Origin of the sequence: Sphingopyxis sp. GC21, from assembly GCF_025727575.1 — a bacterium.
Lineage (GTDB): Bacteria > Pseudomonadota > Alphaproteobacteria > Sphingomonadales > Sphingomonadaceae > Sphingopyxis > Sphingopyxis terrae_A.
The window spans coordinates 3,004,315-3,029,965 of record NZ_CP095845.1 but is presented as its reverse complement, the minus strand read 5'-3'; the positions used below and the strand labels follow the sequence as shown (position 1 = coordinate 3,029,965).

21 protein-coding genes are annotated in these 25,651 nt (G+C 67.6%); 7 read left to right on the top strand and 14 right to left on the bottom strand.

What is annotated here, in order from left to right; translation table 11 throughout:
* Window positions 1-10: 10 nt before the first annotated feature.
* From MU856_RS14655 to fliE, 7 genes are read right to left on the bottom strand one after another with little or no spacing between them, the layout of a single operon-like run.
* Window positions 11-1,435: a flagellar hook-length control protein FliK gene (locus MU856_RS14655; protein ID WP_263587815.1), complete on the bottom strand. Its 1,425-nt coding sequence runs from the start codon at window positions 1,433-1,435 to the stop codon at window positions 11-13.
* A complete protein-coding gene (locus MU856_RS14650; RefSeq protein WP_263587814.1) occupies window positions 1,432-1,875 on the bottom strand; it encodes a hypothetical protein in 444 nt (147 codons plus the stop codon). The genes MU856_RS14655 and MU856_RS14650 overlap by 4 nt, the downstream gene beginning before the upstream one ends.
* Window positions 1,872-3,203, bottom strand: coding sequence for a FliI/YscN family ATPase (locus tag MU856_RS14645; RefSeq protein ID WP_062901635.1), 1,332 nt, complete (start codon window positions 3,201-3,203; stop codon window positions 1,872-1,874). The genes MU856_RS14650 and MU856_RS14645 overlap by 4 nt, the downstream gene beginning before the upstream one ends.
* A complete protein-coding gene (locus MU856_RS14640) occupies window positions 3,200-3,796 on the bottom strand; it encodes a FliH/SctL family protein (RefSeq protein WP_062901636.1) in 597 nt (198 codons plus the stop codon). Before MU856_RS14640 ends, MU856_RS14645 begins: the two co-directional genes overlap by 4 nt.
* Complete coding sequence (locus tag MU856_RS14635; RefSeq protein ID WP_263587813.1) at window positions 3,789-4,835, bottom strand: flagellar motor switch protein FliG; 1,047 nt, start codon at window positions 4,833-4,835, stop codon at window positions 3,789-3,791. Before MU856_RS14635 ends, MU856_RS14640 begins: the two co-directional genes overlap by 8 nt.
* Window positions 4,828-6,480 carry a flagellar basal-body MS-ring/collar protein FliF gene (gene fliF, locus MU856_RS14630; protein WP_263587812.1) on the bottom strand — a complete coding sequence of 551 codons (1,653 nt, stop codon included), beginning with the start codon at window positions 6,478-6,480 and terminating at the stop codon, window positions 4,828-4,830. Before fliF ends, MU856_RS14635 begins: the two co-directional genes overlap by 8 nt.
* A 3-nt stretch (window positions 6,481-6,483) precedes the next feature.
* On the bottom strand, window positions 6,484-6,825 hold the full coding sequence (fliE, locus tag MU856_RS14625) for a flagellar hook-basal body complex protein FliE (protein WP_003041419.1): 342 nt from the start codon (window positions 6,823-6,825) through the stop codon (window positions 6,484-6,486).
* A gap of 246 nt (window positions 6,826-7,071) precedes the next feature.
* On the opposite strand from fliE, the gene MU856_RS14620 reads away from it, so the two are divergent.
* Window positions 7,072-7,890: a flagellin gene (locus MU856_RS14620; protein WP_003041418.1), complete on the top strand. Its 819-nt coding sequence runs from the start codon at window positions 7,072-7,074 to the stop codon at window positions 7,888-7,890.
* A gap of 125 nt (window positions 7,891-8,015) precedes the next feature.
* Here MU856_RS14620 and MU856_RS14615 read toward each other — a convergent pair whose 3' ends face one another.
* From MU856_RS14615 to MU856_RS14585, 7 genes are all read right to left on the bottom strand, one after another.
* Window positions 8,016-11,300 (bottom strand): error-prone DNA polymerase, encoded by a 3,285-nt coding sequence (locus tag MU856_RS14615; RefSeq protein ID WP_263587811.1) that lies wholly within the window; start codon window positions 11,298-11,300, stop codon window positions 8,016-8,018.
* Window positions 11,297-12,841 (bottom strand): Y-family DNA polymerase, encoded by a 1,545-nt coding sequence (locus tag MU856_RS14610; protein ID WP_263587810.1) that lies wholly within the window; start codon window positions 12,839-12,841, stop codon window positions 11,297-11,299. The genes MU856_RS14615 and MU856_RS14610 overlap by 4 nt, the downstream gene beginning before the upstream one ends.
* Entirely contained in the window at window positions 12,750-13,535 is a 786-nt protein-coding gene (locus MU856_RS14605) for an ImuA family protein (RefSeq protein ID WP_263587809.1), read from the bottom strand. The genes MU856_RS14610 and MU856_RS14605 overlap by 92 nt, the downstream gene beginning before the upstream one ends.
* Before the next feature lie 79 nt (window positions 13,536-13,614).
* A complete protein-coding gene (locus tag MU856_RS14600; RefSeq protein ID WP_263587808.1) occupies window positions 13,615-15,024 on the bottom strand; it encodes an efflux transporter outer membrane subunit in 1,410 nt (469 codons plus the stop codon).
* Window positions 15,021-18,215, bottom strand: a complete 3,195-nt coding sequence (locus MU856_RS14595; protein WP_263587807.1) for an efflux RND transporter permease subunit — start codon at window positions 18,213-18,215, stop codon at window positions 15,021-15,023. The genes MU856_RS14600 and MU856_RS14595 overlap by 4 nt, the downstream gene beginning before the upstream one ends.
* Window positions 18,216-18,221: 6 nt before the next feature.
* Entirely contained in the window at window positions 18,222-19,412 is a 1,191-nt protein-coding gene (locus tag MU856_RS14590; RefSeq protein ID WP_263587806.1) for an efflux RND transporter periplasmic adaptor subunit, read from the bottom strand.
* Between the two features lie 59 nt (window positions 19,413-19,471).
* Window positions 19,472-20,419 carry a LysR family transcriptional regulator gene (locus MU856_RS14585; protein ID WP_263587805.1) on the bottom strand — a complete coding sequence of 316 codons (948 nt, stop codon included), beginning with the start codon at window positions 20,417-20,419 and terminating at the stop codon, window positions 19,472-19,474.
* Window positions 20,420-20,520: 101 nt separating this feature from the next.
* Here MU856_RS14585 and MU856_RS14580 point away from each other — a divergent pair, with 101 nt between their 5' ends.
* The 6 genes from MU856_RS14580 to MU856_RS14555 all read left to right on the top strand — a co-directional run bounded on the left by MU856_RS14580 (window position 20,521) and on the right by MU856_RS14555 (window position 25,589).
* Window positions 20,521-22,017 carry a CoA-acylating methylmalonate-semialdehyde dehydrogenase gene (locus MU856_RS14580; protein ID WP_263587804.1) on the top strand — a complete coding sequence of 499 codons (1,497 nt, stop codon included), beginning with the start codon at window positions 20,521-20,523 and terminating at the stop codon, window positions 22,015-22,017.
* Window positions 22,018-22,104: 87 nt separating this feature from the next.
* Window positions 22,105-22,680, top strand: a complete 576-nt coding sequence (locus MU856_RS14575; RefSeq protein ID WP_238929623.1) for a hypothetical protein — start codon at window positions 22,105-22,107, stop codon at window positions 22,678-22,680.
* 21 nt (window positions 22,681-22,701) lie between these two features.
* Window positions 22,702-23,010: an I78 family peptidase inhibitor gene (locus MU856_RS14570; RefSeq protein ID WP_062901647.1), complete on the top strand. Its 309-nt coding sequence runs from the start codon at window positions 22,702-22,704 to the stop codon at window positions 23,008-23,010.
* Window positions 23,003-23,404 (top strand): RidA family protein, encoded by a 402-nt coding sequence (locus MU856_RS14565; protein ID WP_062901648.1) that lies wholly within the window; start codon window positions 23,003-23,005, stop codon window positions 23,402-23,404. The genes MU856_RS14570 and MU856_RS14565 overlap by 8 nt, the downstream gene beginning before the upstream one ends.
* Entirely contained in the window at window positions 23,401-24,546 is a 1,146-nt protein-coding gene (locus MU856_RS14560; RefSeq protein ID WP_062901649.1) for an acyl-CoA dehydrogenase family protein, read from the top strand. Before MU856_RS14565 ends, MU856_RS14560 begins: the two co-directional genes overlap by 4 nt.
* Window positions 24,543-25,589: an enoyl-CoA hydratase/isomerase family protein gene (locus MU856_RS14555; protein ID WP_062901650.1), complete on the top strand. Its 1,047-nt coding sequence runs from the start codon at window positions 24,543-24,545 to the stop codon at window positions 25,587-25,589. Before MU856_RS14560 ends, MU856_RS14555 begins: the two co-directional genes overlap by 4 nt.
* The last annotated feature ends 62 nt before the right edge of the window (window positions 25,590-25,651 follow it).

Sequence of the window (25,651 nt, the reverse complement as noted above, 5' to 3'; positions counted from 1 at the left end):
CCTTTCGATATCAGGCAAAGCGGCCGCGGCGGTTCGCGGCGCTGTCGTCGTCGCGCGCGTCGGCGCGATCATTGGCGGTTTCGATCAAATGGCTCGCGTCGGGCGCAGCGCCGCGTCCCTGGTTCTGGCCCTGTCCCTGACCCTGGGCAAGCGACGGGCGCCCGGCCTGATCGGGGGTGCAGGTCACTTCGGCGCCGGCAACGCGGACGCCCTGCTGGCGGAGATCCTCGACCAGTCGCGGCTGTGCGGCGGCGACGATCGCGGCGGTGCTTTCATGCTGGGTGTCGAGCTTCATCGACACGCTGTCGCCGTCGAGTTTCATCGCGACGTCGAGCCGGCCGAGGTGGCGCGGCATCAGGCGGAAGCTGAGGTCGCCCTTGTCCGATTTGGTCGCGGCGATATCGGCGGCGAGCTGCGCGATCCAGCGATCATCGCTCGTCAAGTCGAGCGTGCGTTCGGCGAGCGGCGCCGCTTGTGCCGGGGCGCCGATGCTTGTGGCGCCGGGCGTGGCGGGCTGATTGAACAGCACGGTCATGGAAGCGCCGCCTTCGGCACGGATCGGCTTGGCCGCGGGTTCGGCGGCGGGCGCCGGCGTAGCGGTGGCGCTCTCGGCCTTCGCAGGCGTTACCGCGGGTGCGGTGGGGGCGTCGCGGCCTTGCGGCGCGGCCGGGGCCAGCACAGGCTTGGCAGCCTTCGCGGGCTTGTCGGCAACCGGCGCGGAGGCTTCGGGCACCACGCCATTCGCGGCGGCAGGCGCCGGATTGAGAGGCAGGGTCACGGCGGGAGGCGTCGTTCTCGCCGTCGCGGCAGCGTCGGCCGTAGGCGCGGCGTCGGTCGCTTCGGCATCGGCGTCGTCGGTGCCGGTCTTCGCCGGATCGACGGCTGGCTTGGCGGGCTTGCCGGTCAGGGCGGCGAGCAGGCTGGCGGCATGTGCCGCGGCATCCTGCGCATCGGGTTGCGGGACCTCCGGGCCACCGCGCTTGGGCGCGGCCTTGGGCGACGTGTCGTCGGCCGGGATCGCGGGCGCGGCTTCGGTATCGGCGGCGGGTGCCGTCTTGGCCTCGGTAGCGGGCTTTTTGCCGCCGACGATGGCGGCGAAATCGGGTGTCACGACGTGCGGCGTCCCGGCCGCGGTGGTGCCGTCGGGGTTGGTGGCCGTAGGCGGCAGGGCATCCGCTGTCGGCGCTACCGCGCCCGCCGCTTCGGCGCCTGCGAGCGCGATCACGCTCGCGGCCGTCGCCGTCGCCTGAGTATCGCCGGTCGGCGCAGCGCCGGGCGTGCCGGTCTTGCCAATCGTCGCGGCTCCGGGAAGCGCGGCGAGGAGCTGGCTGAAGCCGCCGTCCTCGCCGGCGCCGCTGGCGGGCGCCTGGCCGATATTGGACAGAAAGGCCGCGAAGCCGGGCTGGCTCGCGCTCTGGGGCAGGCCGGGCATCATTGCGGGCCGCCTTCGACCAGGCGCAGGCTCATCGTGCGGCGGCGGTGCGGGCGGTTAGCGTCGGCGCGGCGTTCCATCTCGACTTCGGCCGACTTGCGGCTGCGTTCATAGAGGCGCACCGCCGATTCTTCCTTCATCAGCGCGCTCTGCGCAAGCACGCCCATTTCGTCGCGGCGCGCGCTGGCGTTGACCAGCGGGGTTGCAAGATTTTCCTTCGCCATGTCGAGCCGCATGCCAAGTTCGCCGACCGTATTGAGCGCGCGGCCCGCGACGACGCCGCGGGCGACCGCGAGGTCGGCGCGCAGCGCCTCGAGGCGGCGCGACAGCTCGATGAGGCTCGCGAGCTCGCCATTGGCGCGCGCCAGATTGGCCTCCGCCATCTGATGTTCGACGGTGCGCACGCGAATGATACGTTTGCGGCGTGCGGTGCGGGCGGTCATGCAGAATATCCTTCGATGAGTGACTGGCGTGCGGTCTGGAAATCGACCTGGGTGCCGGCGGGCTGGGTAACGAATGCAAGCTGGTCGGCGCGCCGCGCGATGGCGGTGTCGAGCACCGGATCGGTGCCGGCGACATAAGCGCCCATCAGCATCAGGTCGCGATTCTCTTCATAGGCGGACCAGAGCTGGCGGAAGCGCGCGGCGGCGGCGGCGTGATCGGCATCGACCGAATCGGCCATGGTGCGCGACAGCGACCGGGCGATGTCGATCGCGGGATAGACCCCCTGTTCGGCAAGCTGGCGCGAGAGGATGATATGCCCGTCGACGATCGCGCGCGCCGAATCGACGACCGGATCCTCGATGTCGCCGCCATCGGCGAGTACGGTATAGAGCGCGGTGATCGACCCGCCGGTGAGGCGGTCGTTGCCGGCGCGTTCGACGAGCGAGGGGATAAGCGCGAAGGTCGAGGGCGGATAGCCCTTCATCGTCGGCGGTTCGCCCAGCGTCAGCCCTATCTCGCGCTGCGCGTGCGCGACACGCGTCAGGCTGTCGATCAGCAGCAGCACCTTCTTGCCGTCCTGACGAAAGGCTTCGGCGATCGCGGTCGCGCGCATCGCGGCGCGCAGGCGAAGCAGCGGCGGATGGTCGGCGGGAACCGCGACCACCACCGATTTCTTGCGGACGGCGGGCGGCAGCTTGGTCTCAACGAAGTCGCTGACCTCGCGGCTGCGCTCGCCGATCAGGCCGACGACGATCACGTCGCATTCGGTGCCCGCGATCATCTGGCCCATCAGTACCGACTTGCCGACGCCCGACCCCGCGATGATCGCGACGCGCTGGCCTTCCCCGACGGTGAGCAGGCCGTTGATCGCGCGCACGCCCATGTTGAGCGGTTTGGTCACCCGGCCGCGGCGCAGCGGATTGACCTTGCGGCCGGCGAGCGGCCACTGGAACTGCGACTTGACCGGCGGGCGGCCGTCGAGCGGATTGCCCTGCGCGTCGATGATGCGGCCGAGCAGCGCCTTGCCGACGGTCACCATGCTCGACGCGCCATGCGGTTCGACCGGCGCGCCGGTGACGAGAGGCATGTTGGTGTCGAAGGGCAGCACGAGACTGCGGTGCCCGCGAAAGCCCACGACCTCGCCGTTCACATATTCGTTGTTCGCCGACTTGATGCGGACATTGCTGCCGAGCGGCTGGGGAAAGCCTGATACTTCGAGCATGATGCCTTCGTGCGCGACGAGCGTGCCGATGCGGCGCGGCGATGCGTCACTGAGGTCGACGGGGTCGAGCAACTGGCGGGCGGACATGGCGAGGCGGCGCGTCATGCGGCGCCGCCCTGGCCGCCGAGTGCGGCACGCAGCTCGTCGAGGTAGACCGCGCGGCCATGTTCGATCCAGCCGGCCGAGGTTTCGACACGGACGGTGCCGCGCGCCATCGACGGATCGCTTTCGATCGGCAGCGCGATCGGCGCGTCGACGAGGAGCACTGCGTCGGCGGGATTGACCCACAGGGTGCGCGCCTTGTCAGCTTCAGCGACCAGCGCGGCGGCGGTTTCGGCCTGCGCGCGCAGCCAGTCGGCCTCGATCGGCGCCGCCTCGACGATCTGGCGGACGAGCCGCTCGACCGTTTCGGCGATCAGCTGCGCGAGTTCCTCGCTGGGTTCGTCTTGCAGCGCTTCGGCGGCGGCGACCATCGCGAGCAATTGCTGGCGTTCGACCGCAAAGGCGGCTTCGGCCAGGCGCTGGCCTTCGGCAAGCCCGCGCGAAAAGGGGTCGTCGGCTGGCTCGGCCGCCACTTCGGGGGCCGGCGCTAGCGGAGCGCTGCGCGGTTGGCCGAACTGCAGCGGGCGAAAGCCGCCGTCGCGCGCCATCGCATGCGCCAGTGCGGCGACGGTCGATTCGGACGCGAGATCAGACATAATCGTCGCCCCCGCCCGCGAGCATGATTTCGCCCGATGCTGCCATCTGGCGGACGATCTGCATGATCGACTTCTGCGCTTCGTCGACGTCGGTGCGCTTGACCATCGTCATTTCGGCCATTTCGTCGCGGATCGTTTCCGATGCGCGCTGCGACATCGTCGACAGGCACAGATCGACCATGTCGGCGTCGGTACCCTTGAGCGCGACCGCGAGGATCGCTGCATCGACCGAGCGCAGCACGGTGCCGATGCTCTTCTTGTCGAGCTCGCGCAGATTTTCGAAGATGAACATCTCTTCCTCGATCGCCTGTGCCAGCAGCTTGTCCTGCTTCTTGAGCGCGCGGATCGTGCGTTCGGACAGCGACTTGGGCATTTTCTTCATGATCTTCGCGACGTCGCTCGGGCCGCCGATCGGCTGCTTGGCGACGCGCTGGCCGCCGACATTGGCGGAAGCGAGCACCGATTCCAGATCCTCGATCGCGGCGGCGGGGACGGTGGTGAGCTGCGCCGCGCGCAGCACCAGATCGGCCTGCAGCACCTCGTCGAGCGTTTCGATGGCGCGCGCGGCGACGTCGGGGATCAACACCGACAGGATCAGCGCGCCGACCTGCGGATGTTCGCTGGCGAGCAGCGCGCTGATCGCCTCGACATCCATCCAGCGCAGCATCTCGAGCGACGCGGCGCTCGACTGCGGCGCGACGGCGGCCAGGATATTGTCGGCGCGGACATTGCCTACCGCCTGATTGATGACGGTGCGGATACGCGTTTCGGCGCCGATGGCGAGCGCGCTGACGTCGCGGCTGCGCACGACGAACTGGTCGAGCGCCTGTTCGATCTGCGTTTCGCTGGCGTTGGCGGCGTCGAACATGCCCTTGGCAAGCAGGCGCACCTCATCGGGATCGAGATGCTTGAGGATCGTGGCGGCGTCGCCTTCTTCGAGCAGCATCAGCAGGATCGCGGCGGCGGCCGATCCTTCGATGGCGGGGCGCAGGCCGACCGCGGGTGCGATATCGCCGGCGACGTCGGTGTCGTCAGCCATGGGCACCCTCCTGCATCAGCTGGCGCACGACGAGCGCGGCGCGCGCCGAGTCCTGGCGGACGAAGGCGCGGACCAGATTGGCGCGCGCTTCATAGCTTGGCGCGGCCTCGATCATCTCGAGCGTGATTGCGCTGCCGCCGCGCGGCGCGTCGAGTGCGGCGCGGTTTTCGGTGGCGGTGAGCAGCGACTGTTCGATTTCGGCATCGCGTTCGGCGCGCGCGGCGGCGCGCTGCTTGGCCGACTTGATCATCGGACGGCCGATGAACAGAAAGGCGAGCAGCGCGGCGAGCACGGCGCCGATCTGCTTGGCGAGCGGCATGAACCACGGCTGGTCATAGAAGGCGGGTGCGACATCGTCGACCTTCGCAAAGGGACGCTGGCTGATCGCGACGACGTCGCCGCGCGTCTGATCGTATCCGACCGCGCCCTTCACCAGCCCCTCGATCTTCGCGAGGTCGGCCTGGGTCAGCGCCTTCTGCCCCTGGTTCAGCGCGACGGCGATCGACAGGCGCTTCAGGCGACCCTGCGGCTGGTGCGTGACAGAGATTTCTCGGCCGACCTCATAGGCGCGGGCGGAATTTTCGTTGCTCTGCGTGTCGGTGGTCGGCGCGCCGGCGGGCGTCGGCGCGGGGGCATTGTTCGTCACCGTAGTCGCCTGCGGCGGCTGGTTCGACAGCGCGCCGGGGATGCCCACGGCGGGCGGCGTGCTCTGGCCGCTGACGACCCGGCTCACCTGTTCGGTCCTCAGCGCGCGGTCGTTTTCGGGGAAGCTTTCGCGCGTCGCCTGGCTTTCCGACATGTCGACGTCGGCGTGAACTTCGACCGAATAATTGCCCGAGCCGAGCATCGGACCGAGCAGCGTTTCGAGCGCGCGGCGGAAGCGATCCTCCATCTGCATCTGGAGCTGGAAGCTCTTCATGTCGCCGCTGCTGGCGCCGTCGGAGAGCAGCGCGCCGCGCTGGTCGATCACTTGGACCTCGTCGGCGTTCATGCCGGGAACCGAGGAGGCGACGAGGAAACGGATCCCCTGAACCTGCGCGTCGCTGAGGTTGCGGCCGTTCTGCAACGTCAGCATCACTGACGCGGTTGCGGGCTTGTCGTCGCGGACGAACAGGCTGGGTTCGGCGGCGGCGATGTGGACGCGCGCGGTCTTGACCGCGTCGATCGTCTCGATCGTACGCGACAGGTCGGCTTCGCGCGCCGAGCGCAGCGTTTCGCCTTCGATCGCGCGGCTCGACCCCATCGGGAGCGAGGCGATCAGGCTGTCACCGCTCGGCTGCGCCTTGGGCAATCCCTGCCCGGCGAGCGCGATGCGCGCCTGATACAGCTTGTCGGCATCGACGGTCAGTGCGCCGGTCGTCGGATCGATGGTGTGGCCGATCCCCTGCGACTGGAGCGCATCGGCGACGGCGGCCTTGTCGCTGTCGTCGAGCCCCGCGAAAAGCTGCGCCTGCGGCGCCGACTGGGTCATGAAATAGGCGAGCGCGGCCAGGCCGATCGCGGTCGTCGTGGCGATCGCAGGCAGCGCGCGCTGGACGGCGGGCTGGCGGACGAACTGCTGGACCGGCGCAAAGCGGCCGCCCATCGCAGGAAGGGGCAGCCGGTTCGTATCGGCAACGGGGGCGAGGAGTTGAGCTTCGGCCATGGATTACACCGGCATGTTCATGATGTCGCGATAGGCTGACAGCAGCTTGTTGCGGACCTGCAACGTGGTTTCGAAGCCGAGCGAGGCCTTCTGGCGTTCGATCATCACGCTGACGATGTCGTGCGTGTCGCCGCGTTCATAGGCTTCGCTGAGGTCGCTCGCCTTCGCCTGCTGGGTATTGACCTGCTGCAATGCGCTGGCGATCGCCGATCCGAAATCGGGTGCCGCACCGGCACCCGCGGCGCCGCCCGCAGCCGCGCCGCCGGCGGCGCGCTGCAGCGCCTGGTTCTGATTGAGAATCGAACTGCGCATTTGCAGCAGTCGGCTCTGGTCAATCGTGCTCATAAGCTTTCATCCGTCCTGGTGCGCGGCGGTTCACCGCACGCACAAAGAGTAATGCAAAGCTCATGCCAAAAATTCTTTTCGTTGAAAAACAGCTATTTGATAGAGTGATCCTAACGCAGCCTGCGCTCCGCGGCGTTTTTTTGACGCGCCGGCTTAATCCGCCGCCGCCGCCGCCGTTACAGCTTTCGTGACCGCTCGCTGAGCCCTCACACCACGGGAATGGCCAAGGGGCCGGAAAGGAACATTATGACTGTCATCAACACCAATGTGAGCGCGCTTCGCGCCCAGAACAGCTCGCGTGTTGCCAATCGCATGCAGTCGCAGGCTATGGAACGTCTGTCGAGCGGCAAGCGCATCAACAGCGCCAAGGACGACGCCGCCGGCCTCGCCGTCGCAACTCGCATGCAGGCTGCCTCGCGCGGCTTCACCCAGGCGATCCGCAATGCCAACGACGGCATTTCGCTGGCGCAGACCGCCGACAGCGCTGCGGGCAGCGTTTCGGACATCCTGGTTCGTATGCGCGACCTGGCGATGCAGGCTTCGACCGGCACTCTCAGCGATGCCGACCGCGGTCTGGTGCAGAAGGAAGTTACCGCACTGATCTCGCAGATCGGCGACATCGTCGGCCAGACGACGTTCAACGGCAACAAACTGCTCGACGGCAGCGTCACCGCAGGCTTCGATATCCAGACCGGCATCAACACCGGTGAAAACGTGAACATCACGATCGGCAAGCTTGATGCGACGACGCTGGGCGTCAACGCTCTTTCGGTTGCCACGGCTTCGGGCGCGACCGGTGCACTGGCGACGCTCGACACCGCGATCACCACGGTTGCCGGCGAACGCGCCAACCTCGGTGCGCAGCAGAACCGTCTTGAGGCGGCTGTCGATAATTTGACGTCGCGTGTCACCAATCTGGACGAATCGCGCTCGCGCATCGAAGATGCCGACTTCTCGGCTGAATCGACGAAGCTGGCGGCGGCGCAGATCCTGTCGCAGGCTTCGACGGCGATGCTCGCCCAGGCGAACCAGAGCGCCCAGGGTGTGATGAACCTGCTGCGCTAAGCGCGGAACATCGCAAACATCTCAGGCTATATTTGGTTGGTCCCTTTAATAGCCTGATCGGATGCCCCGGCTCCCCACAGCCGGGGCATCTTTTTGCGTGCGGGGCAAATGGCCGCTCCCCCGCTTCAATGAAAATCGCGTGACTTGGGCAAGATGCGAACATTGCGGGGATGGCTGTGGCGCGCGCCCGGCGCGCGGTCGCGCGGCATTTGCGGGTGCTTGACCTCGTCGGCCCGGCACAAGTCGGGATCGAAGCCGCGATCGCTGCCCAGTGCGTCGAGCATCGCGGTGCGATCGACGATGCGGGTCGCCATCAGGTGGATGACGCCCTCCTTGCTGCGCTGCACCTCGCCTTCGGCCAGCATCAGCCGCGACGCCATGACGGCGCGGCGATAGCGTTCGAAATGGCGCGCCCACAGCAGGATGTTCACGATCCCGCCCTCATCCTCAATGGTGATGAAGATCGCATTGCCCTTGCCCGGCCTCTGGCGGATCAGCACGACCCCCGCGGTGCAAACGATCGACCCGTTCTTCGCCGCCGCAACTTCGCCCGCGCTCAGCACGCCTTCGCGCGCGAAGGCGGGACGCAGAAAGGCCATCGGATGGCCCTTCAGCGACAGGCGCGTCGTCTGATAATCGGTCAGCACCTGTTCGACCGGCGGGATCGGCGGCAGGCGTGCATCGTCTTCGGTGCCCAGTTCGTCGGCGCCCGCCGCACCGAACAGCGGCAACACCCCCTGACGGACGCGCCGCGCGTCCCATAGCGCGGGGCGCCGATCGAGTCCCATCGACCGGCATGCATCCGCATCGGCGAGCAGGCGCAACGCCCGCGGAGGCAGGTTCGCGCGGCGCGCGAGTTCCTCGACCGACGCGAAGGGCGCGGCATTCCGCGCGTCGGCGATCAGCTTCGCCCACTCCTGGCGAAACCCGTCCACCTGCCGAAAGCCGAGCCGCAGCGCGAGGCTGCCGTCGGCGCGGGGTTCAAGGCTGCTGTCCCAATCGCTGGAATTGACGTCGACCGCGCGCACCTCGACGCCATGCTCGCGGGCATCGCGGACAAGCTGCGCCGGCGCATAAAAACCCATCGGCTGCGAATTGAGCAAGCCGCAGGTGAAGACGGCGGGGTGGTAATGCTTGATCCATGACGAGACATAAACAAGCCGCGCAAAGGACTGCGCATGGCTTTCGGGGAAGCCATAGCTGCCAAAACCCTCGATCTGCTTGAAACAGCGTTCGGCGAAATCCTGCGTGTAGCCGCGCCGCACCATGCCGCCGATCATCTTGTCCCGGAAATTCTCGATCGTCCCGACGTTGCGAAAGGTCGCCATCGCGCGGCGCAGGCCATTGGCCTCGTCGGGCGTGAAATCGGCGGCCACCATCGCCAGCTTCATTGCCTGTTCCTGGAACAGCGGCACGCCGAAAGTCTTGCCGAGCACGTCGTGCAGTTCGTCGGGCGGGTGCGGCGGGGCAGGCTCGGGGAATTCAACCGGCTCCTCGCCGCATCGCCGGCGCAGATAGGGGTGCACCATGTCGCCCTCGATCGGGCCCGGCCGGACGATCGCGACCTGCACGACAAGGTCATAGAATATCCTGGGTTTCAGGCGCGGCAGCATGTTGATCTGGGCGCGGCTCTCGACCTGAAAGACCCCGATGCTGTCGCCGCGCTGGAGCATTTCATAGACGGCCTCGTCGCCGCAATCGATGTCGACCTCCAGCGTATGGTCGCCCAGCCCGTGCGCCCGCATCAGGTCGAAGCATTTGCGGATGCAGGTCAGCATGCCGAGCGCGAGGACATCGACCTTCATCAGGCCGAGTGCGTCGATATCGTCCTTGTCCCATTCGATGAAGGTGCGGTCCTCCATTGCGGCATTGTGGATCGGCACCAGTTCGTCGAGCCGCCCTTGGGTCAGCACGAAGCCGCCGACATGCTGCGACAGGTGACGCGGCGCCTTCAGCAATTCGCCGACGAAGCGGTGCAATCGCTCGATTTCGCCATTATGGGGGTCGAGCCCGGCTTCGGCCAGCCGTTCGACCGGCACCTCGTCGCCCCAGCTGCCCCAGCTCGTATCGGCGAGCCGCGCGGTCACATCCTCACTGAGGCCCAGCGCCTTGCCGACCTCGCGGATCGTGCTGCGCGGGCGATAATGGATGACGGTCGCGGCGATCGCGGCGCGGTCGCGCGTGTAGCGGCGGTAGATATATTGGATCACTTCCTCGCGCCGCTCATGCTCGAAATCGACGTCGATGTCGGGTGGCTCGTCGCGCTCGGCCGAGACGAAGCGCGAGAAGAGCAGGTCGTGCTGCATCGGATCGACCGAGGTGACGCCGAGCAGGAAGCAGACAATCGAATTGGCCGCCGATCCGCGCCCCTGACAGAGGATCGGGGGTTCTTGCGCGCGCGCGAAACGGACGAGATCGTGGACGGTGAGGAAATAATAGACGTAATTCCGCCGCCGGATCAGCCGTAGTTCGTTGCCTATCAGCTTGCGGACTTTCGCCGACAAGGGCGTGCCATAGCGCGCTTCGGCCGCTGTCTTCACCAGATGGTGCAGATAGTTGAAGGGCTTCCATCCCGGCGGTACCGGCTCGTGCGGATATTCATAGCGCAGTTCGTCGAGCGCGAAGCCGATGCGGTCGAGCAGCCGCGCGCTTTGCTCGACCGCTCCCGGACAGGCCGCGAACAGCCGGCGCATCTCGGCCGGCGCTTTCAGATGGCGTTCGCCATTGGCGTGGAGGCGCCGCCCTGCCTTGTGAAGCGTTGTGCCCTCGCGGATACAGGTGACGATGTCGTGGAGCGGGCGCTGCGCGGGGGTTGCGTAAAGCGCATCGCAGGTAGCGAGCAGCGGGACGTTCACCGCCGCCGCCAGACGGTGCAGTCGCGCCAGCCGCCGCGCGTCGGCGCCGCCCCGGGGCATGGTCGCGGCGAGCCAGAGCGATTTGGGACGTGCGTGCTTGAGCTGGCGCAGCAGGGCCTCGTCGCCCACCGTCGCGATCAGCAACAGATCGTCGCAATAGGCGAGCAGATCTTCGAGGTGAAGGATGCAGTCGCCCTTCTGCGCGCGCAGATTGCCGGTCGACAACAGGCGCGTCAGGCGGCCCCAGCCATGGCGGCTGACCGGATAGGCGACAATGTCAGGGGTGCCGTCGGCGAATGCGAGCCGGGCGCCGACGACCAGCCGGAATCCCGCCACCGCCTCCGGCTGCTTGACCTGCAGCTCTTTCAGGAAGGCCCAGGCCCGCACCACCCCCGCGACGCTGTTGCGGTCGGCGATGCCGATGCCCGTCATGCCGAGTTCGAGCGCGCGCGCGACCATTTCGGCGGGGTGCGAGGCGCCGCGCAGGAAGCTGTAGTTGGTCGCAGCGACCAGCTCGGCGAAACCGGGATCGGCGTCGGGACAAGGCGCGCTCATGCAAAGACCCCATGGATATACCAGCGCGGGTCGGGCTTTTCATCGTAGAGGCCGTGGCGGAACAGCCAGTAACGGCGACCCTGCGCATCCTCGACGCGGTAATAGTCGCGCGTCAGCCCGGCATTGTCGCGGCGGCGCCACCATTCGGCCGCGATGCGTTCGGGGCCTTCGAAGCGGCGTACCGCATGGAGCGTGCGGCGCCAGCGGAAGCGCTGCGGCGGGCCGTCGGGGACTTCAGCGATCACTTCGATCGGCTGCGGCGGGTCGAACAGGTGAAAGGGGCGCAGCGGCGGTTCGCCCGGCTCGGTCGCGGTCCAGGGCGTCGGCGGCGGCGCCTCGACCGCGGGCAAGGCAAGCTGCGCCTGTTCGGGGATATGGGTATCGGCGCTGCGCAGCCGCCGGACGCGCCCGCGCCCGAGCCGGGTCGCCAGCCGGTCGGCGAGTTCGTCGACGGCGGCGGCGCCCGGCGCGGTGTTCGCCGCGCCGCCCTCGAGCCTGAGCTGGCCGGCACCCAGCGCCTCGATCCGCGGCACGGCGAGGCGGATCATGTCGAAACCGAAACCGGGGTCGATCGGATCGCGCAGGCTGTCGATCCGTTCGGCGAACAGACGCATGACCAGATCGGCGTCGCGCGTCGGCTGGCCGGTTTCGATTGCGATGCTGCGCGCCAGCCCGTCGCTGCGAAAGAAGGTCGCGCGAAAATGGCGCCCGCCCTTGCCGCGTTCGCCGAGCGCGACGGCGGCCTCGGCGGCAAGCTCGGCGAGCACAGCAGCGGCATGGGCGCTGCTGCCTAGCGGTTCGGCGAAACGGCGCTCGACGACGATCGGCGGGGGCCGGATGCGCGGGTCGAGCGGGCTCGGTGCATCGCCGAGCAACCGGCGCAGCGCGTTCGCCGCCTCGGCCCCGAAGCGCGCGGCGATCGCGGCGACCGGGCGGCCCGAAAGATCGCCGATCGTCTTGAGCCCCGCGCGGACGAGCGCGGTCGTCGCCTCCGCCTCCAGCCCCAGCGCCGCGACGGGCAGGCGGCGCACCGCCGCCGCCTCGTCGGGGGCGGGGAGCGCCTGGTAGCGGGCGAGCGCGCGCGCCGCATCGGCGGTGCCGGCAAGCGCGCTGCGCAGCGTCATCCCCAGCCGGTCCATGCGCTCTTCGACATCGGCGACAAGTCCTGCTTCGCCGCCGAACAGATGCGCCGCGCCCGCGATGTCGAGGATCAGCCCGTCGGGGGCATCGAGCGCGACGAGCGGCGTGTAGCGCGCGCAGCCCTGCGCGAGCCGGTCGAGCCAGGCGGCATCGGCGACGGGATCGTGCGGCACGACGGCAAGGTCGCCGACCTGCGCGCGGGCATCGGCGAGCGGCATGCCGGGGCCGAGCCCCAGCGCCGCGGCGTGCGGATCGACGCTCGCAAGACGGAGTGCCCCGCGCTGCTTTTCGGCAAAGACGATCGGAGCGTCAGGCGGCGGCGCGGCGCGGCACAGCCGTTCGGCCGGGAGCCACGGGAAGAAGAGCGCCAGATAGCGCCGCCCCCCGGAAGACTTGCTCATCGCGATTCCATTCCATCTGCCAGCGGGCGCCCGCGGGGCCGCCGCGCCAGCGTATCAGGTCGAGGGTGAAGCCCGGCGCGCCCGGCGCATCGGCCTCGAGCGCCGTCGAGGGCGCGGCGGCGACCGTCCAGCGCGTTTCCGCCACGCTGGGAGCGGGAAGCGTGTTGAGTCGCAGCATCAGGAGCACGGTCCCCGCATCGCGTGCGCCGAGTGCCAGCCGCCGCCCCGCGGTCAGGTCGAGCGCGGGCCACGCTCCCCAGCTTTCGACGATCACCGCCGCCGAGCCGCCGCACCGCACCGCGTCATTGGCGCAGGCGAGGAGCATTTTGGGGTCGGCGGTTTCGACGAGCAGCAGCCGGTCGGGGTCGCCGCCAAGCTCGGCGATGCCAGGCGCATAGATATGCCCCGCGCGCCGTGCGGCATCGGCGGTGCGCAGCCACAGCAGCGGCGCCGCGCCGGGCGTACGCAGCGCGAGCAACGCGGCAAAGGCCGCGGCGCTCGTCGCATCGAGCGCGTCGGCTGCGAAAAATTCATGCGTCTTGCCGATCGCCAGCCCGCCGCCGATCGCCGCATCGAAATCCGCATGGCCGCTCGTCAGCCAGCCGCCATCGCCCCCGCCGGACGGGGCGCCGCTATCGGCGAGCCGGGCGACGCGTTGGCGCAGCGCGGCGAGAGAGGAAGACGACTCGCGCATAATGTTCCTGATTTGTTCTATTAGCGCGCGAGCGGATGGGGTTGTCAAGCGGAGTCGGGATTCGCGTCTTGATTGCGCTCTAAGGCGCCGCGGACCCCGCGCTGCTGTCGCCGCCAAGCGCGCGGAACAATGCGATGCGGGTCTGGACAAGCAGCAGGCCCGTCGCGATTTCGCTGCGCCGCGCGGCATAGAGGCTGCGCTGCGCGTCGAGGCTGGCGAGGAAACTGTCGACCCCGCCCTTGTAGCGCGCCTCGCTAAGTCTCGCCGTATCGGCTGCGGCTTCGGTGTTGGCGGCGGCGGCGCGGACCCGCTCGGCGATCGTGCCCTGCACCGCGAGCGCGTCGGCGACTTCGCGAAAGGCGGTCTGGATCGCGCCTTCATAGCTGGCAAGCGCGGCATCGCGCTGCGCCTCGCTCACCGCCACCCCGGCGCGGCGGCCACCGAAATCGAAGATCGAGGCGCTGGCATCGCCGCCCGCCGACCAGGCGAAGGAACCCTTGTCGAACAGGCTCGACAGCGCGTCGCTGGCAAAGCCCAGCAGGCCGGTCAGCGAAATCGTCGGGAACAACCGCGCGCGCGCGACGCCGATATCGGCATTGGCGGCGCGCAGCAGATATTCGGCCTGGATCACGTCGGGCCGCCGCAACAGGATTTCCGACCGCATCCCGGCCGGGGGCGCCGCAACCGCGGGCGTCACCTCGGCCAGGCTGGCGGGGAACAGCGCCGGATCGACATCGCCGCCGACGAGCAGGCGGATCAGATTTTCGCCCTGCGCGATCGCAGTCTGCTGCTGCGCGATCGCGTCCTCGGCGGTCGCCAATATCTGTTCGGCTTGCCTGAGGTCGGTGCGCGGCGCGACACCGCCGTCGAGCCGCGCCTTCGTCAGCCGGACATTTTCGCGCGCATTGGTCGCGGTTTCCTGTGCAATGGCGAGCAGGTCGCGGTCGGCGCCATAGGCGGCCCAGGCATTGGCAAGATCGGCAATCAGGCTCAGCCGCACGGTGCGCGACGCGGCCTCGGTCGCCAGCGCGCGGTCGCGGTCGGCGGCATTCGCATTGGCGAGGCGCCCGAACAGGTCGAGTTCGAAGGCGGTGACCCCGCCTTGAAGCGCGAAACTGCTGCCCGCGCCGCCGGAGCCCCCGGTGCCGCCACGGTCGGCATAGTCGCCGCTCGCGCTGACGCCGATCGCCGGGAATTGCGCCGCCCGGCTGACCCGCACCTGCGCGCGCGCCGCCGCCAGATTGGCATAGGCGGTGCGCAGGTCGCGATTGTTCGCGAGCGCCTGTTCGACGAGCGATTGCAGGCGCGCGTCGGTGAACAATTGTTTGTAGGACAGGATCGGCAGCGCTGCCTCGCTCTGGATCAGATAGGCGTCGCCGACCGGCCAGCCCTGCGGCACCGGGGGCGACGGCAACGCCGTCTTCGGCGCAAGCGAACAGCCCGCGAGCAGCAGCGCCGATGCGATCATCAGGAAGGGCGCGCGTTTCATGCCGTCACCTCCGCGCCGCCATCCTTTTTGCCGAAGCGCCGGCGCAGCGCGGCAAGCCCGTCGCGCACGCCGCGGCGGACGAGCACGAAGAAGAGCGGAATGAAGAAAATGGCGAGCAGCGCGGCGGTCAGCATGCCGCCGATCACCGAGGTGCCGATCGCGACGCGGCTGTTGGCCCCCGCACCGGTCGCAATGGCGAGCGGCAGGACGCCGAAGATGAAGGCAAAGCTGGTCATCAGGATTGGACGCAAACGGATACGCGCCGCCTCGACCGCCGCTTCGATGACGCGGCGACCCTTGCGTTCCTCCTGTTCGGCGAACTCGATCATCAGGATCGCATTTTTCGCCGCCAGTCCCATCGTCGTCAGCAACCCGATCTGCAGATAGACGTCGTTTTCCAGCCCGCGCAGCGTCACCGCGAAAACCGCGCCGACCAGCCCGAGCGGAATGATGAGCAGCACCGCAAGCGGGATCGACCAGCTTTCGTAAAGCGCGGCAAGGCAGAGGAAGACGACGAGCAGCGACAGGCCATAGAGCAGGGGCGCCTGCCCCGATGACAGGCGTTCCTGATAGGACGCGCCCGCCCAGGCGACGCTGGTGCCGGGAATTTCGGCCGCCATCCGCTCCATCTCATCCATCGCCTCGCCCGAACTGACGCCGGCGGCTGCCTGCCCCGAAATTTCGAACGCCGGGACGCCCTGAAAGCGCGACGTGCTTGCCGGGGTGGTTGACCAGCCGATGCTCGAAAAGGCCGAGAAAGGTGACATCTCGCCATCGGACGATCGGACATACCATTGCCCGATATCGTCGGGCTTCGCGCGATAGGGGGCGTCGCCCTGGACATAGACGCGCTTGACGCGGCCCTTGTCGATGAAGTCGTTGACGTAGCGGCCGCCCCAGGCGGTCGCCAGCGTGTTGTTCACATCGCCGTTGCTGAGGCCATAGGCGGTCAGCCGCTGCGTATCGATATCGACCTTCAACGTCGCGACATCGGGAAGATCGCTGAGCCGAACCGAGGTGAGCTTGGGATTGGCATTGGCCATGTCGAGCAGCCGGTCGCGCGCCGCGATGAATTCGGCGCGGCTCATCCCGCTGCGGTTCTGGAACTCCATCGTAAAGCCCGACGAATCGCCAAGACCCCGCACCGCGCCGGGAACGAGGGCGAAGACCTGCGCGTCGCGCAGGCCCGACAGCGCCTTGCGCGTCCGGTCGGCGATCGCGTCGGCGGTGTTTTCCTTGCCGGGACGGTCGTCCCAGTGGACGAGATTCAAAAAGCCCTGGCCGGTATTCTGGCCGGTAGCACCGCCCCCGCCGCCGCCCGCGACGAGGAAGAGCGCGCCGACATTGGCCTTTTCCTGGCTCAGCAGATATTTTTCGACGCTGTCGCGCACTGCGAGCGTGCGTTCCTGCGTCGCGCCCGCGGGCAAGCGGAACTGCACCGAAACGCGGCCCTGATCCTCATTGGGAAGAAAGCCGGTCGGCAGGCGCACGAACATCAGCACCAGCAGCACCAGAATGATGGCGTAAATGCCAAGGAACAGCCATTTGCGATCGACGACGCGGGTCACGCTGCCGACATAGCCGCGAACCGTGCGGTCGAACCGCGTGTTGAAGCCGTCGCGGGCGCGGATCATCGCGGCGTGCACGCGCGGGAAACGGTGCGGCCGATCCTCGTCCCCGCCATGGCTGCGCGGCTTCAGCAGGGTCGAGGTCAGCGCCGGGCTGAGGATCAGAGCGACGAGTACCGACAGAGCCATCGCCGACACGATGGTGATCGAGAACTGACGATAGATGACGCCCGTCGATCCGCCGAAAAAGGCCATCGGCAGAAACACCGCCGACAGCACCATCGCGATCGCGATCAAGGCGACCTGCAATTCCTTCATCGACTGGATCGTCGCCTCGCGCGCCGACATGCCGGGATTCTCTTCCATCAGCCGCTCGACATTCTCGACCACCACGATCGCGTCGTCGACGAGCAGGCCGATCGCGAGCGTCAGGCCGAACAGGGTGAGCGTGTTGATCGTGAAACCGGCGATATAGAAGACGCCGAAGGTGCCAAGCAGCACGACCGGCACAGCGATCGCCGGGATCAGCACCGCGCGCCAGCTTTGCAGAAAGACGAACATCACCAGCACGACAAGCAGGATCGCCTCGAACAGCGATTTCTGCACTTCGCTCACCGACAGCTTGATGAAGGCGGTGGCGTCGTTGGCATAGGCATAGGTCAGGCCGTCGGGGAAATCCTGCGCCAGTTCGGCAACGCGCGTCTTGACCCGGTCGGCGGTTTCCAGCGCGTCGGAGCCGGGCGACAGCGAGATCGAGATGCCCGCGCCCGGATGGCCGTTGATGCGCACGATGGTGCCGTAATTTTCGGCGCCGACCTCGACCCGCGCGACGTCTCTGATCCTTACGGTCGACCCGTCGGGCAGCGTCTTGAGCAGGATATTCTCGAACTCTTCGGGCGTCTGCAACCGCGACTGGGCGGTTACGGTCGCATTCAGCATCTGTCCCTCGGGCGCCGGGGTACCGCCGACCTCGCCCGCCGCGACCTCGCTGTTCTGCGCGGTGATCGCGGTGACGACGTCGCCGGGCATCAGCGACACCGCGGCGAGCCGCTGCGGGTTCAGCCAGATGCGCATCGCATGCGGCGAGCCATAGACATTGACGTCGCCTACGCCTTCGACGCGCGACAGCGGATCCTGCACGTTCGACGACAGATAGTCGGACACATCCTGGTTCGATCGCGTGTCGGTGGTGTCATAGACGCCGACGAGCAGCAGCGAATCCGAATTGGACTTGGTGACGCGCACGCCCTGACTCTGCACCTGTTGCGGCAGGCGCGAGATGGCGGAGGCGATCTTGTTCTGCACCTGCACCTGCGCGATGTCGGGATCGGTGCCCTTGGCGAAGATGGCAGTAATCGTCGCCTGCCCGCGCGAACTCGACTGCGAGCTGAAATAGAGCAGGCCGTCGATACCGGTGAGCTGTTGCTCGAGCACCTGCGTGACGCTGTTCTCGATCGTCTCGGCGGAGGCGCCGGGATAGCTGGCGCGGATATTGACCTGCGTCGGCGCGATGTCGGGATATTGTTCGATCGGCAGCGAAAACAGCGCGCCGAGCCCGCCGAGCATGACGACGATGGCCAGCACCCAGGCGAAGATCGGCCGATCGATGAAAATGCGCGACATGGGGCGTTATTGTCCTTTCGTCGCGGCGCTCTTGTCGGCGCTCTTCCCCGCGGGCGCCCCCACCCGCTGCGGACTGGTCGCGGGCACTGGCTTGATCGCCGATCCCTGCTTCAGGTTGCCGACACCCTGCGTGATGACCCGGTCGCCCGGTTTCAGCCCGCCGGTGACGACCCAGTTCGCGCCGACCGTGCGGTCCGCGTCGACCTTGCGCCGTTCGGCCTTATTGTCGTTGCCGACCAGATAGACGAAAGCCGATCCGTCGAAATCGCGCTGCACCGCGGCCTGCGGCACCAGCATTGCCGCGGGGTTCACCGCCTGGTCGAACAGCGCGGTCACGAACATGCCGGGCATCAGCAGGCCCGAGGGGTTGGGGAAGCGCGCGCGCAGCGTCACCGTCCCCGTCGCTTCGTTCACCGTCACTTCGGAAAACTGCACGGTGCCGGGCAGGCCGTAATCGCTGCCGTCCTCCAGCTTCAGCCGCACGCTCGTGCTGCCGGCGGTCACCCCGCCGCTGGCAAGCGACTGGCGCAGGCGCGTCATGTCGGCGGCCGATTGCTGGATGTCGACATACATGGGGTCGGTGCGCTGGATCACCGCGAGCGGCGTCGCCTGGCTGGCGCTGACGAGCGCGCCGGGAGTAACGAGCGAGCGGCCGATATGGCCCCCGATCGGCGCGGTGATCGTCGAATAGCGCAGGTTGATCCGCGCAGTTTCGAGCGATGCGGCGCTCTGCGCGACGGCGGCGCGCGCGACGCGCGCCTGTGCCAGCGCGTCGGTATAATCCTGTTCGGCCACCGCCTGCATTTTGGCGAGCGGCTCGAAGCGCTTGGCCTTTTCCTCGGCCGCCTGCGCGCTCGCGCGGGCGCTCGCCAGATTGGCCGCGGCCTGATCGACCGCCGCCTTGTAAAGGCTCGCGTCGATCTGGAACAGCGGCTGGCCGGCGCGCACCGTCCCGCCCTCGGTAAACAGGCGCTGGCGGACAATGCCGTTTACCTGCGGCCGGACTTCGCTCGTCTCGAAGGCGACGGTGCGGCCGCCGAGCGCGGTGGTGATCGGCACGGCCTCCTCGCGCACCACGACAAAGCCGACCTGCGCCGCACGGTTGCCGCCCTTGTCGTCCTTGCCCGAACAGGCGCCCAGCGAAAGCGTCATCGCGCACAGCGCTCCGGCAAGGAGCAGCGGCTTCTTGTGCAGCATAGTCTGTTGTCTCGTGTCGAAACCGCCGGGGAGGGCGGGGGGAAGGGCGCCTATTCAACCTATTGCGCCGCACCATGCAAGCCCCGTGGCGGCTTTGCGACAAATTGCGACAATTTTCCTGGCGCAGGGACGAACAGCGTGCGTGCGGCCTGCACTTCGGCGTCGAGCCAGTCGATGAAGGCGCGGATCCGCGGTTGCGGCGCGATGTCGCGGTGCAGCGCCAGCCAGAAGGCGCGCGCGATCGTCTGGTCTCGGCGGACGCGGACGAGCGCGGGGTCACCCGCGGCAAGGAAGCAGGGCAGGACGCCGACTCCGGCACCGCCCGCGATCATCCGCCGCTGCGCGAGGATCGAAGAGGATCGGATGCCAGCGCGCAACCCCGGTTCGATCTCGCCCAGATAGTCGAGTTCGGGGGCATAGAGGATGTCGGGGACATAGCCGACGACGGGAATACCGGTACGCGAGAGGGGCGCCGCTTCGACCGCCCGATGCCAGTCGCGGCGGTCGGCGGGGGCGTAGAGGCCGAGGCTGTAGTCCGCGAGCTTGCGCGTGATCAGCGGGCCCTTGCGGGGCCGCGCGAGCAGCACCGCCATATCGGCCTCGCGCCGCGAGGGGTTGAGGAAACCTGACGAAGCGACAAGGTCGATCTCGAGCTCGGGGTGCGCCGCGACGAAGGCGGCGAGGCGCGGCGCGATGAAGCTGCCCCCAAAACCTTCGGAGACGCTGATCCGCAATTGCCCCGACAGCGCCGCGCCGCCATCGCCTGCCGAATGGATGCGCGCGGCCGCTGCCGCCATCGCTTCGGCGTGCGGAACGAGCGCCCGACCGGCCGCGGTCAGAACGAAACCCGTCGGCGCGCGTTCGAACAGCGTCTGCTGCAAGGCGCTTTCCAGTGCACTGATGCGGCGGCTGACCGTCGTGGCGTCGACGTGGAGCGCCTGGCCGGCTCGCGCCAGCGTGCCATGACGCGCGACCATCAGGAAATATTGCAGGCTGTCCCAATCCATATGCTGCAAATATGCAGGATATGGCTGCAAGTCTATCCCTTGCAATCGCGCTGGTTTTGGTTTGTGGCTGCGACACGTCAGAAACGGGAGACTCGACCCTCATGCGACAGATCGATCATCACATCGTCGGCGGCGCCGGCGGCAATGCGGGACGGCTCGGCGACGTGCTCGATCCGAACAATGGCGGCGTTCAGGCGCAGGTGGCGCTTGGCGACAAGGCGCTCCTCGATCGCGCGGTCGCGGCGGCCAAGGCGGCGCAGCCGGCCTGGGCCGCAGTGAATCCCCAGCGCCGCGCGCGGGTGATGTTCGAATATAAGCGGCTGGTAGAGGCCAATATGGACGAGCTTGCCCAGATGCTCTCGGCCGAACATGGCAAGGTGATCGCCGATGCCAAGGGCGACATCCAGCGCGGGCTGGAGGTCGTCGAATTCTGTTGCGGCATCCCGCATGTGCTGAAGGGCGAATATACGCAGGGCGCCGGCCCCGGCATCGACGTCTATTCGATGCGCCAGCCGCTCGGCATCGGCGTCGGCATCACGCCGTTCAACTTTCCCGCGATGATTCCGTTGTGGATGGGCGCGGTCGCCACCGCGGTCGGCAATGCCTTCATCCTGAAGCCCAGCGAACGCGACCCGTCGGTTCCCGTCCGCCTGGCCGAACTGTTCCTCGAAGCCGGAATGCCCGAGGGGATTTTCCAGGTCGTCCACGGTGACAAGGAAATGGTCGATGCCATCCTCGATCATCCCGACATCGCCGCGGTCAGCTTCGTCGGCTCGTCGGACATCGCCCATTATGTCTATGAACGCGGCGTGCGCGCGGGCAAGCGGGTGCAGGCGATGGGCGGCGCGAAGAATCACGGCATCGTCATGCCCGACGCCGATCTCGACCAGGTGGTCAGCGACCTGACCGGCGCCGCCTTCGGCTCGGCGGGCGAACGCTGCATGGCGCTGCCCGTCGTCGTCCCGGTGGGCGAGGATACGGCGCAGCGACTGCGCGACAAGCTGGTCCCGGCGATCGAGGCGCTGCGCGTCGGCGTATCGACCGATCCCGACGCGCATTACGGCCCCGTGGTGACGCAGGCGCACAAGGAAAAGGTCGAAGGCTGGATCGCGAAATGTGCCGACGAAGGCGCCGAGCTGGTCGTCGACGGGCGCGGCTTTACCTTGCAGGGGCATGAAAAGGGCTTCTTCGTCGGCCCGACGCTGTTCGACCATGTCACCCCCGAGATGGAAAGCTACAAGGAAGAAATCTTCGGCCCGGTGCTGCAGATCGTCCGCGCGCCCGATTTCGAAACCGCGCTCGAACTGCCGTCGAGGCATCAGTATGGCAACGGCGTCGCCATCTTCACGCGCAACGGCCACGCCGCGCGCGAATTTGCCGCGCGCGTCAATGTCGGCATGGTCGGCATCAACGTGCCGATTCCGGTGCCCGTCGCCTATCACACCTTCGGCGGCTGGAAGCGCTCGGCGTTCGGCGATACCAACCAGCACGGCATGGAGGGGGTCAAATTCTGGACCAAGGTCAAGACCGTGACCGCGCGCTGGCCCGATGGGTCGCTTGACGGCGGCAACGCCTTCGTCATCCCGACCATGGGCTGACGGCGCGCTGGCGATGAAACCGGCCCCCGTCATCGGGCATTTCCTGTTGGGGCGCCGGCCGGTCGCTGGCGCCGTGCAGGAGATCGAATGATGACGCGCTGGCTGTTTTCCGCTCCCTTGCTGCTGCTTGCCGGGTGCAGCGGCGGCAGCGACGGCACCGATGGCACCGATGACAAGGCACCCGCCGCTGAGGAACAGGCGGCCGATGCGCCGGCCGGGCCTTCGCAAAACGCGCCTGCTCAACCGGCGCCCGCCGCGGGCGGCGCCAGCGATGCCGACCTCGCCTATGTTGCCGATCCGTCGGTGGCCCCGCCGAAGGCACCCGAAGCGGGGGTCGGTATCGGCGAGCAGGCGATTCCGGTTGCCATCCGCGGTCGCTGGGCGCTGAAGGCGGAGGATTGCGGCGCGCGTCCCGGCACCGACCTGACCGCGCTGGTGATCGACGCAAAGACGCTGCGCTTCTTCGAATCGGCGGGCGATCTGGCGCGGGTGCGCGACCGCGATGTAAACCGCATCGTCGCCGATTATAAATTCAGCGGCGAAGGGCAGCAGTGGGACCGGCTGATGCTGCTCGGCCTCGCCGACGGCGGCAAGACGCTCGTTCGCCGCGATTATGGCGATGGTGCCGCGCCCGACGCGATGCGCTATACCCGCTGCGCCTGACTTGCGAAGAAAGGGAGATATATGATGGATATCCGTTTTCTGACCCTCACCGCCGTCCTGCCGCTCGCCGCCTGCGCCAGCGCCGGGGACGGTTCTCCCTCCGATGCCGCGCCGCCGCCGGCCGCGATGACGTGCAGCGCCGATGCGGCGCAAAGCTATGTCGGCCAGACCGCGAGCCCCGAGCTGGGCGGCGCCATCCTGAAAGCGACCGGCGCGCGCACGCTGCGCTGGGGCCCGCCGCGCAGCGCGATGACGATGGATTATCGGCAGGACCGGGTGAACGTCATGTACGACGACGCCTACAAGATCACGCAGGTTACGTGTGGCTGACGGTTGGCGGCGCAATCACGGCTCGGCGTCGCCCTTTGAGCCCGTGTACGGTTACAGCCGCGCGGTCCGGGTCGGCAATCGCATCGACGTCGCCGGCTGCGCGCCGATCGAGCCCGACGGTTCGTCGACCGTCGGCGACGCCGGAGTGCAGGCCGCGCGCTGCCTGACGATCATCGGCGAAGCGCTCGAAGCCCTGGGCGGCAGCTTCGCCGACGTCGTGCGCACCCGCATGTATATCACCGACGCCGCCGATGCCGATCGCGTCGGACAGGCGCATGGCGCCATATTCGGCGCGATCCGCCCGGCCGCCACGATGCTCGTCATTCCGGCGCTGATCCGCCCCGAATGGAAAGTCGAAATCGAGGCCGAGGCCATTTTAGAGACAGGGATATGACCGACCAGTTCCAGCTTACCGACGACCAGCGCGCGATCCAGGACATGGCGCGCAAGTTCACCGCCGACGCCATCACGCCCTTTGCGGCCGAATGGGACGAAAAGGCGCATTTCCCGCGCGACGTGATCAAGCAGGCGGCCGAACTCGGCTTTGCGGCGATCTATGTCAGCGAGGAATCGGGCGGTATCGGCCTCGGCCGGCTCGAGGCGGCATTGATCATGGAGGCGATGTCCTACGGTTGCCCGGCGACGAGCGCCTTCATCTCGATCCACAATATGGCGAGCTGGATGATCGACAGCTTCGGCGGCGCTGCGGTGAAGTCGAAATATCTTCCCGATCTCGTCACCATGGACCGCATGGCCAGCTACTGCCTCACCGAACCCGGTTCGGGGTCCGACGCTGCGGCGCTCAAGACCACCGCGACGCTCGACGGCGACCATTATGTCGTCAATGGCACCAAGCAGTTCATCTCGGGCGCCGGCGTCAACGACCTTTATGTGACGATGGTGCGCACCGGCCAGCCGGGACCGAAGGGGATCAGTTGCCTCGTCATCGAAAAGGACATGCCCGGTGTCAGCTTCGGCGCGAAGGAACGCAAGCTCGGCTGGAACGCCTCGCCGACCGCGCAGGTGATCTTCGACAATGTGAAGGTGCCGGTCGAAAACCGCGTCGGTGCGGAAGGCGACGGCTTCCGCTTTGCGATGGCGGGGCTCGACGGCGGCCGCCTCAACATCGGCGCCTGCTCGCTCGGCGGGGCGCAGCGCTGCCTTGACGAGGCGATCGCCTATACCAAGGACCGCCAGCAGTTCGGCCAGCCGATTTCGGATTTCCAGAACACCCAGTTCATGCTTGCCGACATGGCAACCGACCTCGAAGCCGCGCGTGCCCTCCTCTATATGGCGGCGGCAAAGGTCACCGCGAACGCGCCCGACAAGTCGCGCTTCTCGGCGATGGCGAAGCGGCTTGCGACCGACAACGGCAGCAAGATCGTCAACGACGCGCTGCAATTGTTCGGCGGTTACGGCTATCTGAAGGATTATCCGATCGAGCGTTTCTGGCGCGACCTGCGCGTCCATTCGATCCTCGAAGGCACCAATCAGGTCATGCGGATGATCGTGGGAAGGGATTTGCTGCGCCAATGACCGAAGATGTTCTGATTTCGATCGACGGCCATGCCGGCCGCTTGTCGCTCAATCGTCCGAAGGCGATCCACGCGCTCAACCTGCCGATGTGCCGGGCGATGATCGATGCGCTGCTCGGATGGCGCGATGACGAGGCCGTCGAGGCGGTCATTATCGACCATAGCGAAGGCCGCGGCTTCTGCGCCGGGGGCGACATTCGCATGCTTGCGGAAAGCGGCGCCAAGGACGGAATGGAGGCGCGGCAGTTCTTCCACACCGAATATCGCCTCAACCATCTGCTTTTCACCTATGCGAAGCCCGTCGTCGCCTTCATGGACGGCATTACCATGGGCGGCGGGGTCGGCATTTCGCAGCCGGCGAAATATCGTGTCGCGACCGAACATACGCGCTTTGCGATGCCCGAAACCGGGATCGGCCTGTTCCCTGACGTCGGCGGCGGCTGGTATCTGCCGCGGCTGGAAGGGCGCGTCGGCGCGTATCTCGCGCTCACCGGCGCGCGGCTCGACGGGGCCGAATGTCTCGCGCTGGGCCTCGCGACCCACTATCTGCCGTCCGAAAAGCTCGCCGAGGCAAAGGCGCGCATCGCGCAGCACCCCGACCGCATTGGCGGCATATTGGGCGAGCTGTCGGTCACCGCGCCGCCCGCCGCGATCATGCAGCATATCGACCGGATCAACCGCCTGTTCGCCAGCGACAGCTATGAAGAGATTCTTGCCGCGCTCGAAGCCGATGGCGGAGAATGGGCCGAAAAGGAACTGGCGACGCTCCACGGCAAATCGCCGCAAACCTGCAAGGTCGCGCTCCGCCAGCTCAAGGAAGGCGGTGCGATGCACGACTTCGCCGCGCAGATGACGCAGGAATATGCGATCGGCAGCCGGGTGGTGCAGATGCACGATTTCATCGAGGGCGTCCGCGCGCTGATCATCGACAAGGACAACAGCCCGAAATGGGACCCGCCGACACCAGAGGCAGTCACCGACGACTGGATCGACGCGATCTTCGCGCCGCTGCCCGAGAATGAGAAATGGACCCCTCTAGCCTAACCGTCACCCCGGCGAAGGCCGGGGTCTCACCGTTGAGATTCCGGCCTTCGCCGGAATGACGA